This is a genomic window from Acidocella sp. (assembly GCF_035535915.1).
Lineage (GTDB): Bacteria > Pseudomonadota > Alphaproteobacteria > Acetobacterales > Acetobacteraceae > Acidocella.
The window spans coordinates 101,857-115,249 of sequence record NZ_DATLPB010000024.1 but is presented as its reverse complement, the minus strand read 5'-3'; the positions used below and the strand labels follow the sequence as shown (position 1 = coordinate 115,249).

The window sequence follows — 13,393 nt, the reverse complement described above, 5'->3', positions numbered from 1 at the left end:
TTTCATGATCGTTGACATGCGCACCTACAGCTTCCGCCCCGGCATGATGGCCGATTGGGTCGCGCTGTATGAGAAGGAAGCCTGGCCGCTCCAGAAGAAATATCTCGGCAATTGCATCGGCTGGTACACCAGCGTCGAGGGCAAGCTGCACCAGGTGGTGCATCTTTGGCAGTATGAGAGCCAGGCCGACCGTGAGGCGCGCCGCTCGGCCATGGCGCAGGATCCGGCCTGGAAGGCGTTCATGGCCAAGGCCAAGGAGCTCGGCGCCTTCACCGAGCAGGAAAACTCCATTCTGGCTCCGACGCCATTCTTCACGAAGGGCTGATGCAGAATACCGCTGTCATCATTGCGGCGGGGCTCGGCACGCGGATGAAATCCGCGTTGCCGAAAGCCGCGCACAGGCTGGCCGGGAGGCCGATGCTGGGCCATCTTCTGGCGGCGACCACGCAGGTGTTCGACCGCAGCGTGGTGGTCGTGGGGCCGGGCATGGAGGCGCTGGAAGCCATCGCCGCGCCGCACGAGACTGTCGTGCAGGCCGTACGCCTGGGTACAGCCCATGCCGCGCTGCAGGCCGAGCAGAAATTTGGCGAGGGGGTGGTGGCGGTGTTCTACGCCGACAACCCGCTGGTCTCGCCGGAGACCATGCGCGCTCTGGTGCAGCGCCTGCGGGCCGGCGATGCCGGGCTGGTGCTGCTGGCGATGACGCCGCCCGAGCCGGGCAAATACGGCAGGCTGGTGACGGAAGAGGGTTATGTGTCGCGCATCGTCGAATATGCCGACGCCACGCCGGAAGAACGCGCCATCACTTTGTGCAATGCCGGTGGGCTGATCGCGGCGGCCGACGACATGCGCCGCTGGCTGGGCGCGGTGCGGCCGGACAATGCCAAAGGTGAGTTCTACCTCACCGACATCGTCGCCATCGCCCGCGCCGAGGGCGTGAAGGTGGCGGCCTATGACGCGCCTTATGAGGAATGCATGGGCGTGAATTCGCGCGCCGAGCTGGCGGACGCCGAGGCCGCGCTGCAACGGCGCCTGCGCCGTGCCGCGCTGGAGGCCGGCGTGGCCATGCTCGCCCCTGACACCGTGTTCTTCTCGGCTGACACCGAGTTGGGGCCTGATGTGAGCATCGGCCCTTACGTGGTGTTCGGGCCGGGCGTGAAAATCGCCGCGGGCGTGGAGATCAAGGCGTTCTCGCATCTTGAGGATTGCGTGGTCGGCGAGGGCGCGGTGCTCGGGCCCTATGCGCGGCTGCGGCCGGGCGCGGAGATCGGGCCGCAGGCGCATGTCGGCAATTTCGTGGAAATCAAGGCCGCGAAGCTGGGGGCGGGGGCCAAGGCCAACCATCTCACCTATATCGGCGATGCCGAGATCGGACCGGGCACGAATATCGGCGCCGGCACCATCACCTGCAATTACGATGGCAAGCACAAACACCGCACCATCATCGGCGCGAAAGCGTTCGTCGGGTCGAATACCGCCCTGGTGGCGCCGGTGAACGTGGGAGACGGCGCGCTGATCGCCGCCGGCTCGGTGATTACCGAGGATGTTCCGCCTGAAAACCTGGCTATCGGCCGGGCGCGGCAGACGAACAAGGAAAAGCGGAAGAATTAAGGAAGGGAGCGCTACTTTTTGTGAACAAAAAGTAGCAAAAAAACTTTGTTATGCTGGGCCATAGGCGTTGTCGCCGACGCAGCCCATGCCCTCCGGGGCTATTCCAACGGTGCTACGCACCGCCGGAACCTTCAGCCCCTCCGCCCAGCGTAAACAAAAGTTTTTGCGGCGCTTTTTTCAAAAAGCGCCTGCTTTCTTCCTTAACCGACGATGTCGATGCCGGCGAAGAAGAACGCGATTTCCTGCACCGCGGCTTCCGGGGCGTCGGAGCCGTGCACGGAGTTGGCTTCGATCGATTCAGCGAATTCGGCGCGGATGGTGCCGGCGGCGGCCTTCTTCGGGTCGGTGGCGCCCATGATGTCGCGGTTCTTCAGCACGGCGTTCTCGCCCTGCAGCACCTGCGCGACGACCGGGCCGGAGATCATGAACTCGACCAGGTCCTTGAAGAAGGGGCGGGCGGCGTGCACGGCGTAGAACGCCTCGGCCTGGGCCCGGCTCAACTGCACGCGGCGCGCGGCGACGATGGTCAGCCCGGCCTCTTCGAACTTGGCGTTGATCTTGCCTGTGAGGTTGCGGCGCGTGGCGTCGGGCTTGATGATGGAGAGGGTGCGTTCAATGGCCATGATTGTCTCGCTTTTTGTGAAATCAGTCGTGAAACTGCGCGGGCAATAGCGGGACGCGCCGGGGCGGGCAAGGGTGCGGCGGCGCAAAGAGAGGAAAGCAGCCGCTTTTTGAAAAAAGCGGCGCAAAAACTTTTGTTATGCTGGGCCGTGGGTGTTGGCGCTGACACAGCCCATGGCCCAGAGTCATAAAGTTTTTTTGCTACTTTTTGTTCACAAAAAATAGCCTTCCCCTTCGTTTTCCTTGCCCGTTTGCTCTAAGGATCGGCGCATGAGCGTTTTGATCCTCGATAATCTCTCCTACAGCATTGCCGGCCGTTCTTTGCTGAATCAGGCCAGTTTGATGGTCGATCCCGGCCGGCGGATCGGCCTGATCGGCCGCAACGGCGCGGGCAAGTCCACGTTGTTGAAGCTGATCGGCGGGGAATTGCAGCCCGATGGCGGCACGATCCGCTTAGGCAACCGGGTGCGGATGGGCTATGTGGCGCAGGAGGCGCCGGCCGGTTCGATCACGCCGCTGGAGGTGGTTCTGGCCGCGGACGCCGAGCGCACCGCTTTGCTGGCGGCGCTGGAAGACCCGGAGGTGGCGCCGGAGCGGCTGGCGGAAATCCATGACCGGCTGCTGACGATCGGCGCCGAGGCCGCGCCGTCCCGCGCCGCCGCGATCCTTTCCGGCCTGGGTTTCTCGAGCGAGTGGCAAAGCCGGCCGATGAGCAGCTTTTCCGGCGGCTGGCGTATGCGCGTGGCGCTTGCCGCCGTGCTGTTCTCGGAGCCCGACCTGCTGCTCCTCGACGAGCCGACCAACCATCTCGATCTCGAAGCGACGCTTTGGCTGGAAAATTATTTACAGAAATTTCCCGGCGCGGTGCTGCTCGTGAGCCATGACCGCCAGTTGCTCGACCGCGCGGTGGAGGCGATCGTGCATCTCGACGGCGGCCGGCTCACCCTCACCCCCGGCGGTTTCGCGGAGTTCGTCCGCATCAAGACGGAGCGGGCGTTGCAGCAAGGCCGGGCGGCGGAAAAAGCCGCGGAGCAGCGCGCGCATATGCAGAAATTCGTTGACCGTTTCCGCGCCAAGGCCTCCAAGGCTAGGCAGGCGCAGAGCCGGATCAAGGCGCTGGAGCGGATGCCGCAGATCGAGGCGGTGGTGGAGGACAAGGCGACGCATTTCTCCTTCCCCTCCGCCGAGCCCGTGGCGCCGCCGATGCTGAGCCTGGACGGCGTGGATATCGGCTATGACGGCAAGCCGATCCTCACCGGCGTGTCGCTGCGGCTGGACATGGAAGACCGCATCGCGCTGCTTGGCACCAACGGCAACGGCAAATCGACTCTGGCCAAGCTGCTGGCCGGTCGGTTGGCGGCGCTGCGCGGGCGGGAATTCCGCACCGGCAATCTGCGCGTCGGCTATTTTGCCCAGCACCAGGAAGATGATCTGGTGATGGACGACACGCCCTACGACCATCTCTCCCGCGCGCTGCCGAAAGCCACACCGCCGCAGGTGCGGGCGCAGGCGGCGCGGTTCGGGCTGGATGCGGACCGGGTGAACACCAAAGTGGGCGCCATGTCCGGCGGCGAGAAGGCGCGGCTCCTGCTGGCGCTGGCGACGCGCGACGCGCCGCATCTGCTGATCCTCGACGAGCCGACCAACCATCTGGACATCGACGCGCGCGACGCGCTCGTGAAGGCGCTGGCGGAATTCGAAGGCGCGGTGGTGCTGATCTCCCACGACCCGTATCTGGTCGATCTGGTGGCGGACCGGCTGCTGCTGGTGGCGGGCGGCAAAGTGACGGCGCTGGAAGGCGACCTCGCGGCCTATGCCTCGAGCGTGACGGAAGGCAGCGCCAGCAATGGCGGCGGCAGCCGTGACAATTCCCGCAAGGCCGAGCGCAGTGACAGCAACAATAACGGCAAGGCGGCACGCGCCGAGGCGCGGAGCAAAATGGCGCCGCTGCGCCAGGCGGTGAAGGCGGCGGAACAGAAGCTGGCGAAGCTGGCGGCCGAGGCCGCGCTGCTTGAGAAGCAGCTTGCCGATCCCGGCATGTACACCCAAGCCAAGACCAAGGACCTTGCTTACATCAACAAACGGCTCGCCGCGATCAAGCGCGAGACCGAGGCCGCGGAGCAGGACTGGCTGACGGCGGAAGCGGCACTGGAAGAAGCCGGTTGAAATACCTCTTTTCGGGCCTATTGGCTTCCGAAGAAGGCTTAAGATGCATTGAATTAATCGTTGCCGTTCGACTGGCTTGCCAACTGGACGATCGCTTTCATCGCTGGCGTCAGCGAGAAGTCCAAGCTGACCGCCGAGATATTGGCGGCGTTAAACTTGTCCCAATTAATTTTGGTATATATCGCTCGAGTAAATTTGTACGAGAACAGAAGCTGGCTCTGATCGTTGCCATAATCATCCGTGTAACCGAGATATTGTTCAAATTTGCAAGACTGTGCTGTTTGGTGGGCGCCGAAAAATCCGTCGGTCGCTGCGGCGGCGCTTTGAAAAGCCATCACCGTGATTAGAACTCCCGGATTATTTTCAAAATAGTCATCACTGAAACTGCTGTTCAAAATGCCCAGCGTTCGGAGCTTATCCACATCTTGCACTAAGCTATTTTTGTTGCTTGTTACTTTTACAAGGCAAATTTTCTTGTCGCCAATGACGGTTTGAGTGGCATCAATGACATTCAATGTTGCTTCGGTTGAGGCATCCGAATTGCTCATGTTCGTTTCTTGAGCTCTTGCAGGGGAAAGCCAGAGTGTGCTTCCCGCAATCATGAGCGCAAGGACTGGAAAAGAGGACTTCATCACTGGCAACCTTTAGGTGAAGACGTTAAAAATTATTGGTTGCCGTAAGTTAAGAGTTTCTAAAATTTTATCAATGCTTCGCTAAAGCACTGAAACGATGAATGTTCTGGCGATTTTTTAGGAATTTCAGGCGTTTAGGCGGAGTTTTCCGGATTTCAGCCAGACGCATATTGCTCTAATTTTGGGGTCTGGGGCCTTTCGGCCGCAGTGGGGTCCCAAGGGGCAAGGCCCCTTGGCCGGCACCGAATACCTAGCTCTGCGTGATGATCGAGCGGTGCCGCAATTCATCCCGCAACTGCTGCGATTCCAGCTCCACGCGGCGTTCGACGATGATGTTGCTGATCACCCGATCCGGCGGCAGCTGCTCGGCCTCGGTGGTACGGTTGCAAACCATCACCACCGAGGCGCCGTCGCTTTCGACCAGAGGCCGGCTCGCCTGGCCGATCGGCAATTGGGAGAGCAGCATCTGGAATGCCGGCGGGGTGACGGTGGCGAGGTTCACCGGGCCCGGATCGCCGGGGCGAGCATTGCCGAGCGAGGTGTTGAGCGCGGCGATATCGGCGCAGGAGTGCGCGGCGCTGGCACTGTGCACCAGCTTCTCGATGACGGCAGTCTGGGCGGGCCCGACCTGGCCGTCGGTGATTGGGGTGGGGAAGCGGGCGAACGCCTGGCGGACCGACAACATGTTCTGCTGTTCGGCGCCGACTTTATGGGTGTCGTGCAACTGCACGATATCGTAGCCGCCCGGCACGCGCACCGGGTTGCTGATGGCGCCGATCGGCATCGTCGTGACGAGCGAGGCCACGGCGGGGTCGAGTTGGCTGAGCTGTACGAAGCCGAGGTCACCGCCCTGCAGCGCCGACGGTGCCTGGCTGAACTGCGCGGCGACGATGGGGAAGGCGGCGCCGGCACGCAGCTGACTGATCACGGTGTTGGCGAAGTTGCGGGCGTTGGAATCGTTCGCCGGATTGGTCACCGGTACGAAGATTTCCGAGATATGGTACTGGGTGCTGCCAAGTTCGGCCTTCAACGCGGCTTTTTCCGCATCCATGTCGCCTTGGGTCGGTTCCAGGCCGGGCCCGAGAATCTGATGCAGCACGGTCTGCCAGCCGAGTTCGGTGCGCAGTTGCGCGACCAGCGTGCTGAACGGGATGCCGGCGGCGGTGAGGCGCGCGTGCAGCCCGCCGGGCGGCAGGCCGTTGGTCTGCTCGATATGCGCGATGGCCGCTTCGACATCCGTATCCGACACCGTCACGTTGCGTTGCTCGATCTCCTGCAGTTCCAGCGTCTGGTCGATCAACTGCGACGTGACTTGCGGCCGCAGCCGGGCCAGTACCTCGGCCGAGGGCGTAATGCCGATGGAGACCGCGAGCAGGGCGGCGCGGTTGGTGACGTCCTGATTGGTGATCACCTGGCCGTTGACCACAGCGGCGATGCTGGCGTCGTAGGGGCTCCCGGCGCCGGGTGACGTGCCCGGCATCGCCTTCTGGGCCATGGCCGGTGCGGCGCCGAACGCGGTGAGCGCCAGGGCGGCGCACAGGATCTGCATCTGCTTCATAAGGCGTTCATTCCGAAGGTTCCGAGGGTTTTGAAGGTGAACTGGACGATGGCGGTGGTGCCGCCATTCCCCCCCTGAGAGAAGTAGGAGGTGAAGTATTGGTAGTAGAGCAGATTGATGCCGAAGCAATCGTTCTGCCAGCCGAGATTGAAACTTGCATCATCGAACGTGCCGGTTTGCAGGTTGCGCGCGACACCGGTGCTGAACGACCACTTGCCGACATTCGTGGCGACGCTGGCGGTGATTTCGTGTCGCGGTATGAAATACGCGGGTGGCGGGGTCAGCGGCGGTCCACCATTGCCCGGCGTGTTGTAGAGCACATAAGGGTTGGTGTTTTCGTAGAAATACCCAATGGAGCCATTGAGCAGATGCGTGCCGGCATTGGCGGTGGCATCGATCATGCGCGCGCCCAGATCGTCATGGCTGAGGCGGGTACGGTAGGTCAGGTTGAAATATGGCGTAGGGGCGACGATGAAACGACCGACAATGTCGGAGACATTGTCGGTCAGGCCGGAGTCGGGGAGATAGTCGTTGTCCTTGTGGAAACGGTAGGATTGCCCGAGCAGCCCGTCCAGTGTCGCGCCGTTCGGCAGGTACCAGGCGGCGTGCATCGCGTAATCCACGCGCGAACCGCCTTCCAGCCGGTCGATGCCGGGATAGCGGTTGAGGGAGAACAGGTTGGCGTCGGAGAATTCGAGGTCGAGGCTGTCCTCGTTGGGGATGCGGTTATTTTGTGACGTGCCGATATTCGGCGACGCCACGAACTGCACTTCCGGCTCGATCAGTTGGTTGCCCCACCGCCCGGCCTGGCGGATCAGCGGCAAGCGCATGAAAACCGCGCCGTAAGGCTGGGCGCGGGCGGTCTCGGCGTTGTTGAGGTTGCTGAAATTCGGCTGCTCGAAGAGGTGGCTGGCGTCGTAGGCGGCGGTGACGAGCTCCACCCGCGCGGTGCCGACAACGCCGCCGGGGAGGCTGAACGGCACCGAATAGCCGGGGATGGCGGAGATGCGCCGCGTATCCGTGCCGACATTGCGGGTCACGTTGAACATGTCGGCATGCACCGAATATTGGCCGCCGAGTGCATCCTGGTCGGAAAGGAAATCATACTCGCCATGCGGCATCACCACCGGCAAGTTGCTGTTGTTGATGGAAGTGACCAGGCCTTGATACGTGTCGGCGTCCAGCCGCGCATAGGAGGAGGAGGTGAAGCCTTCCAGATACACGTTGCTGGTGAGGAAGGCATAGACCGGATAGAGGCTGTAGGCGTCAAGATAATTGGCGTTCGAGGCGCGCTGGATATTGAAGCCGGCGCGCCAATCCTGATTCAGATCGAATGTGCCGGTGGAGAACAGCGAGTAGCCGTAGGTGCTGCCCAAACGGCCGACCGAACCGGTGGCCGTCAGCTGGCCGAAATTGAAGGCCTGGCGGTAATCGAAGCGCAGAGCCGGCCCTTCTTTCGTGGCGAAGACCGGCTCCAGCGTGATGTCGGCGGAGGGACCGAGCGTGAAATAGTAAGGAATTTCCACGAACGTACCGAGGCGGGAGTTTACGCCGATATCCGGGATCAGCAGCCCGGTCTGGCGCCGCACCGAGGGGTCGGGCTCGGTCAGATAGGGGAAGTAGAAAACCGGGAAGCCGTTGAATTCCATCCGCGCGTCGTGGAACTCGATCATCTTGTGCTGAAGGTCGCGGGTGACGCCGCTGGCAACGAGCTGCCAGAGCGGCGGCGCGGTGGGATTGGTCTTGCACAAATCGCAGGCGGAATAGACGACTTTGGCCAGCTGGTCGATCTGGCCATTATAGCGCCGGGCGCCGTTGGCGATGAGCCGCGCATTCATCGCCAGCCGGGCGGAGACGCCTTGCATCACCGCATCCTTCATGCCCTGGCTCAGCGTCGCCTGGTCGGCGAACACGGTGTTGCCGTCGGGCTGCACGAGAATCACGTGGCCGGTGGCGACCGCGACATTGGTGGTGCGGTTCAGCACCACCTTGTCGGCATACAGGGTCTGGCCACTTTGCACCGCCCGCACATGGCCCGTGGCGGTGACGATGTTCCCGGAATGGTCGTAGGTGATCTTGTCGGCCGTGAAACTCACCGGCGCGCGGTTGTCCACATGGGCCGACGGTCCCAGGAGGGAGAGCTGGGCATGAGCCGGGCCGACGAGGCAGGTGGTGGTGGCGAGGCCAAGCAGGAAGGTCCTGGTGCGGTTCATAGGTCAGCCATCTTCCAGATGCAGCAACAAGGCAAGCGCCAGGCATAATCCGGCGGCGGCCGGCGCCCAGGCGGCAAGCACCACCGGGATCGCCCCGGACGTGCCGAACTGGTTGGCCACCTCGGACACCATGAACAGCGCGAAGCCGCAGCCGACGCCGCTGGCGAGCATGCGCGTGGCGCCGCCGCGCCGCGACGGGCGCATGGAAAACCCGGCGGCCACCAGCGCCATGGTCGCGCAGAGCAAAGGCAGGGCCGCCAAAGCCTGGAAGGCCAGCTCATGCTGGGTGGCCGAGAAGCCGGAGCGCTTCAGCAGCGCGATGAAGCCGGGCAGGGCCCAGAAGGACAACGCGTTGGGAGAGGCAAAACTCTCCTGCACGCGGCTCACGGTCAGGTCGGTGGGAAAGCGCAGCGCCGGCAAAGGCTGCGGCATCGCATCGGGCTTCAATATGTCGACATTGGCGAAGTCCCAGGTGCCGGCATTGAGGGTGGCGTGCGCGGCCTCGAGCCGCTGCAGCAGCATGGTCTGCTGGTTGAGCCGCAGCACGCTGACATGATCGGCGTTCAGCACGTTTTTGTGCAATGTCACGTTGTCGGCGTGGAGAATCGCGACGCCATTCGGCGTCAGGCCGGAATCGGCCTGGCGCACCCAGAGCTGACCGCCATTGAGCGAGAGCGGACCGCCGCCAGCCTGAAGATAGGCGTTGTAGAGGCTCTCGGCGCGGCCGAACATGACGGCGGAGAGCGGGCTGATCGCGCCGGTGCCGAAGACCCCGAGCAGTGTGGCCAGCAACACCGGCATGGCCAGGAACTGCCAGGCGGAAATGCCCGCGGCGCGCGCCACCACCAGTTCCGACGAGCGCGACAGCCGCCAGAAGGCGAAAATGCCGCCGAGCAGGACCGCGAAGGGCAGGATCTGCAGCATGATCCATGGCACGCGGAAAAATTCGATCTCGACGACGATGCTGAAACCCGCATGCGGCGCGGTCGCGGATTCGCGCAGCAATTCGAGGAAGTCGAACAGCGACACCAGCGCCGACAAGGCGGCGAGCATGGCCAGCACCGCGAAGGCGAACTGACGGCCGATATAGCAGGCGAGCGTGAGCGGGATGGTCATGAGCGCACGGTCTGACGCGAAAACAGGAGAATGGCCGCGACCAGGCCCGGCGCCACCGCGGTCGCCCAGATCAGCGGCAGCAAAGCGAGGTTGCGTGCCGCGAGGTTGTTCACGCCAAGCCCCAGCGCGACGAGCAAAGTCACGGCCAGGACGGCGGAGACCGGGCGCACGATCCCGCCATGGCGGCGGAACATCCCCCGCAGCGCGGCGAACAGGCCGATCAGCGTGAAGCTGATCACCGCCAGCGGCGCGGTCAGGCGCCGATGTGCCTCCACCACCCATTTGGCGCGGTCCGGTCCGGTGATGGTGCGGGGCGGGTGCAGCAATTGCCGGAGCGGGGCCTCGGCGGAATCCGTCAGTTCCGGCGTGTAGCCCTGGGACGCCTGGGCCAGGGAGACGGTGTAGGTGTGGAAATCGAGAACATCGAGGCGGCCGGTCCGCGGGTCCACCTCCTCGCGCGACCCGTGCTGGAGCAGCACTTCCGGCCCTTGCGGGGTGACCGCCAATTGCCCGCTCTGCGCCAGAATGGTGGCCGGATTCCGCGGATCGCGGCCGTCCTCGATCAGGATGCCGCGCAGGCTGTCATCCGGGTTGCGCGCCTGCACATAGACCGTGACATTGGCCGCCACCGGCGTGAACACGCCTGGCTGCAGCAGGAAGGCGGCGATCTGGTTGCGGATCTCGAATTCGTAAGCGCGGAAGGCGGTGAGCGAAGCCGGCACCAGCACGAGATTCAGCAGATAGCAGAACAGCATGGTTCCGGTGGCGATCAGCAGGGCCGGCCGGGCGAGGGTGACGTCCGACATGCCGGCGGCGCGCATCACCGTCAGCTCGCGGTCGCCGGCCAGCCGCGTATAGACGAACAGTACGACGATGAAGCACGTGATCGGCAGGATGGTGGCGACAAAACTGGGCACGAGCAGCATGGTCAGCCGCAGGAAAACGAACGGCGAAAGCCCATGGCTGACGATGATCTGGATGAAGCGCAGGGACTGGGTGAGCCAGATCAGGGCGACCAGCCCGGTGGTGACCAGGAGCAGCGCCACCAGGAGTTGGCTGAAAATATAGTGGTCGATCCGGCTAAGGCGGGGGCGGCGCTCCATATCCGCAGGTTCTGGCTGGGAGCCGCCGTAAACGCAAGGGCGCCGAGGTGGCGTTACCAGCGCCGGGCGTTGCTCCGGCTGAGGCTGTACAGCACCGCGATGACGACCGCGACCAGCACGATGGCTTCGCCGAGCGAGAGGTGGCCGAGCAGGCGGAAGATCACCGAATAGATCAGCCCATGGACGATCGAGGAGACGATGATATGCGTGAGCCACCCGCCGCTGAACGCGTGCGCGTAACCATAGCCGTAATGCGCGGAATAGGCCGGATGATAGCCTGCGCTGAAGCCGGAGTGGTAGCCATACCCATAACGGGAGAGATGGATGAGGGGGGACATGGCGATCCTTCTACCGCTTTGCGCCGGGCCGCTCCAGGCCTGCCGCCCGGCTCAGCGGGTTTCGGCGCGCAGCGGCCTTGGATATCGTGCCCAGCCGGGCACCACCCGGCTCATGGCGGCGGCGGAAATCACCGCGGCAAGCGTGAAAGGCAAGACGACATCAATGGCAAATAACAGGCCGGCATGCAGCAGGGCCGGACACATCGCCAAGGCGATGCCGGGCGGGTGGACGATTCGCAGCAGCGGAAGAAGGATCGCCGCGCTCAGTGCCGCCAGCATCGCCACGCCGGGACCGAAGCCGAGGACCAGGCTGGCCACGGTGCCGATCGCCGCGCCGGCCACCGAGCCGCACACGACGGCGAGCGGCTGGGCAATCGAGACCTCCGGCAGATAGGCCAGGATCGCCAACGTCGCGGCGAAGGGCGGGATCAGAAAAACCCCGCCGTCGGCGTGATCGAGCCTTGCCAGGGCGCCAAGCAATAGCGCCATCCATAAGCAGGCCAACATGTTGGGGCGAAGCGCAGTGCCCCAACACGCGACCATACGGGCCGGCAACGGGCCGCCGTGGCTCATGATCGGACCGCTACCTTAAGCGTTCTCAAGGGCCGCGTCGAACGCGTCCATGGCGCGGGTGGTATAGACCAAGGCCGCGCCTGCATTCACAGCGATGGCGGTCCCCAGCGCCTCGGCGATCTCTTCCTTGGAGGCGCCGAGCTTCCGGGCGGCTTCGGTATGAACCGCAATACAACCGTCGCAACGCAAGGAGATGGCCACCGCCAGCGCGATCAGCTCTCGGGTCTTGGCATCGAGATGGCCGGTCTTTACTCCGGCGCCGGAGAGGGCGGCATAGGCTTTAACCGTGTCGGGCGCCAATTTGGCGACGCCGCCGACACCGGCTACGACCTGTTGACGATAAATGTTCCAATCCATCATGTGCATGACCGACATCCTTGTGTTTGAAGCGTCCCCAACACTAGGCTTTCCGCCCCCTTCCGCGAATGCCGGCGCGGCGCGAAGACATGGCCGCGCGGATCAAAGCGGAACGCCGTGACAGCGGTCGCGCCACGGGATGGGGATATGTTGAGCGGTCTGGCGCCGTTGCTGCATGTCCGCCCGGAGCTCGAGGATTTCTGCCGTTTCGGCGGCGATTGGCGGTCGCCGCACGACCAGATGCATGGCGGGGCCCATTTCCATATCGTCACCCAGGGGCAATGCGTGCTGGAGCGCTCGCACCGCGACGTCCTGACGCTGCAAGCCGGCGATGTGCTGCTCTTGCCGCATGGAGACCGGCATGTGCTGCGCGCGCCGAACGCGGGGCCGGCCGGCGGCCCGCCGGTCAGCGTTACTTACAGCAATGCCATCCGCATCAAGACCAGCGTGGGCGTCGGCATCGGCGCCGAGCTGATCTGTGGAAGCCTGCATTTTGAGGTGGCGCCGGATAATCTGGTGATTGCCGCTCTGCCGGACGTGATCGTCCTGCGTGCCGGCCAGGAAGCGTTGGCCGAGCGGTTCGTTGCCCTTATGGCGTCGATTCGAGATGAGCTGGACGGCGCCCGGCCGGGGGCAGCCTCCATTGCCGCCGATCTGGCCCGCGCCATGTTCGTCATGATGCTGCGGCGCCATCTCGAGGACCATCCGCCGCCCGCGGGGCTCCTGGCGCTGCTGGCCCATGGAATGACGGCGCCGGCGGCGCTCGCCATGTTGCGCGATCCGGCGCGCGACTGGTCGCTCGACGCGCTGGCGGACATCGCCGCCGCGTCGCGCGCGACATTGGTGCGGGCCTTCCGCAAAACCGCCGGCGTGCCCCCACTGACCTTCCTGATGGGGCTGCGCCTCGGCCTGGCGCGCCAGCTTCTGCTCGCCGGCCATGAGTCCGTCGGCCAAATCGCCGACGCTGTCGGCTATCAATCAGAGGCCGCTTTCAGCCGCGCGTTCCTGCGCCAGTTCGGCGTGCGGCCGGGGCGGTTGCGCGGCCGGAAAGCAGCCGCTTTTTGAAAAAAGCGGCGCAAAAGCTTTTTGTTATGCTGGGCCATGG

Annotated in this window: 13 protein-coding genes; 4 read left to right on the top strand and 9 right to left on the bottom strand. The window is 64.1% G+C overall.

The window, feature by feature from the left end:
• Positions 1-4 precede the first annotated feature (4 nt).
• Both VNC39_RS03400 and glmU read left to right on the top strand, forming a co-directional pair.
• Entirely contained in the window at positions 5-325 is a 321-nt protein-coding gene (locus tag VNC39_RS03400; protein ID WP_325396172.1) for an NIPSNAP family protein, read from the top strand.
• Complete coding sequence (gene glmU / locus VNC39_RS03395; protein ID WP_325396170.1) at positions 325-1,611, top strand: bifunctional UDP-N-acetylglucosamine diphosphorylase/glucosamine-1-phosphate N-acetyltransferase GlmU; 1,287 nt, start codon at positions 325-327, stop codon at positions 1,609-1,611. Before VNC39_RS03400 ends, glmU begins: the two co-directional genes overlap by 1 nt.
• 200 nt (positions 1,612-1,811) lie before the next feature.
• Here glmU and ndk read toward each other — a convergent pair whose 3' ends face one another.
• Positions 1,812-2,234, bottom strand: a complete 423-nt coding sequence (ndk, locus tag VNC39_RS03390; RefSeq protein ID WP_325396168.1) for a nucleoside-diphosphate kinase — start codon at positions 2,232-2,234, stop codon at positions 1,812-1,814.
• A 268-nt stretch (positions 2,235-2,502) separates the two neighbouring features.
• Here ndk and VNC39_RS03385 point away from each other — a divergent pair, with 268 nt between their 5' ends.
• A complete protein-coding gene (locus VNC39_RS03385; protein WP_325396166.1) occupies positions 2,503-4,398 on the top strand; it encodes an ABC-F family ATP-binding cassette domain-containing protein in 1,896 nt (631 codons plus the stop codon).
• Positions 4,399-4,451: 53 nt separating this feature from the next.
• Here VNC39_RS03385 and VNC39_RS03380 read toward each other — a convergent pair whose 3' ends face one another.
• The 8 genes from VNC39_RS03380 to VNC39_RS03345 form a co-directional block, all read right to left on the bottom strand.
• A complete protein-coding gene (locus VNC39_RS03380; protein WP_325396164.1) occupies positions 4,452-5,030 on the bottom strand; it encodes a hypothetical protein in 579 nt (192 codons plus the stop codon).
• 250 nt (positions 5,031-5,280) lie between these two features.
• On the bottom strand, positions 5,281-6,588 hold the full coding sequence (locus tag VNC39_RS03375) for a peptidylprolyl isomerase (RefSeq protein WP_325396162.1): 1,308 nt from the start codon (positions 6,586-6,588) through the stop codon (positions 5,281-5,283).
• Entirely contained in the window at positions 6,585-8,801 is a 2,217-nt protein-coding gene (locus tag VNC39_RS03370) for an LPS-assembly protein LptD (RefSeq protein ID WP_325396160.1), read from the bottom strand. Before VNC39_RS03370 ends, VNC39_RS03375 begins: the two co-directional genes overlap by 4 nt.
• A 3-nt stretch (positions 8,802-8,804) precedes the next feature.
• Positions 8,805-9,917 carry an LPS export ABC transporter permease LptG gene (gene lptG, locus VNC39_RS03365; protein ID WP_325396158.1) on the bottom strand — a complete coding sequence of 371 codons (1,113 nt, stop codon included), beginning with the start codon at positions 9,915-9,917 and terminating at the stop codon, positions 8,805-8,807.
• Positions 9,914-11,020, bottom strand: a complete 1,107-nt coding sequence (lptF, locus tag VNC39_RS03360) for an LPS export ABC transporter permease LptF (RefSeq protein ID WP_325396156.1) — start codon at positions 11,018-11,020, stop codon at positions 9,914-9,916. The genes lptG and lptF overlap by 4 nt, the downstream gene beginning before the upstream one ends.
• Positions 11,021-11,073: 53 nt before the next feature.
• Positions 11,074-11,358 (bottom strand): hypothetical protein, encoded by a 285-nt coding sequence (locus tag VNC39_RS03355; protein ID WP_325396154.1) that lies wholly within the window; start codon positions 11,356-11,358, stop codon positions 11,074-11,076.
• Between the two features lie 51 nt (positions 11,359-11,409).
• Entirely contained in the window at positions 11,410-11,901 is a 492-nt protein-coding gene (locus VNC39_RS03350; RefSeq protein ID WP_422652897.1) for an HPP family protein, read from the bottom strand.
• Between the two features lie 45 nt (positions 11,902-11,946).
• A complete protein-coding gene (locus VNC39_RS03345; protein ID WP_325396210.1) occupies positions 11,947-12,291 on the bottom strand; it encodes a carboxymuconolactone decarboxylase family protein in 345 nt (114 codons plus the stop codon).
• Positions 12,292-12,435: 144 nt separating this feature from the next.
• On the opposite strand from VNC39_RS03345, the gene VNC39_RS03340 reads away from it, so the two are divergent.
• Entirely contained in the window at positions 12,436-13,353 is a 918-nt protein-coding gene (locus VNC39_RS03340) for an AraC family transcriptional regulator (protein WP_325396151.1), read from the top strand.
• Positions 13,354-13,393 lie beyond the last annotated feature (40 nt).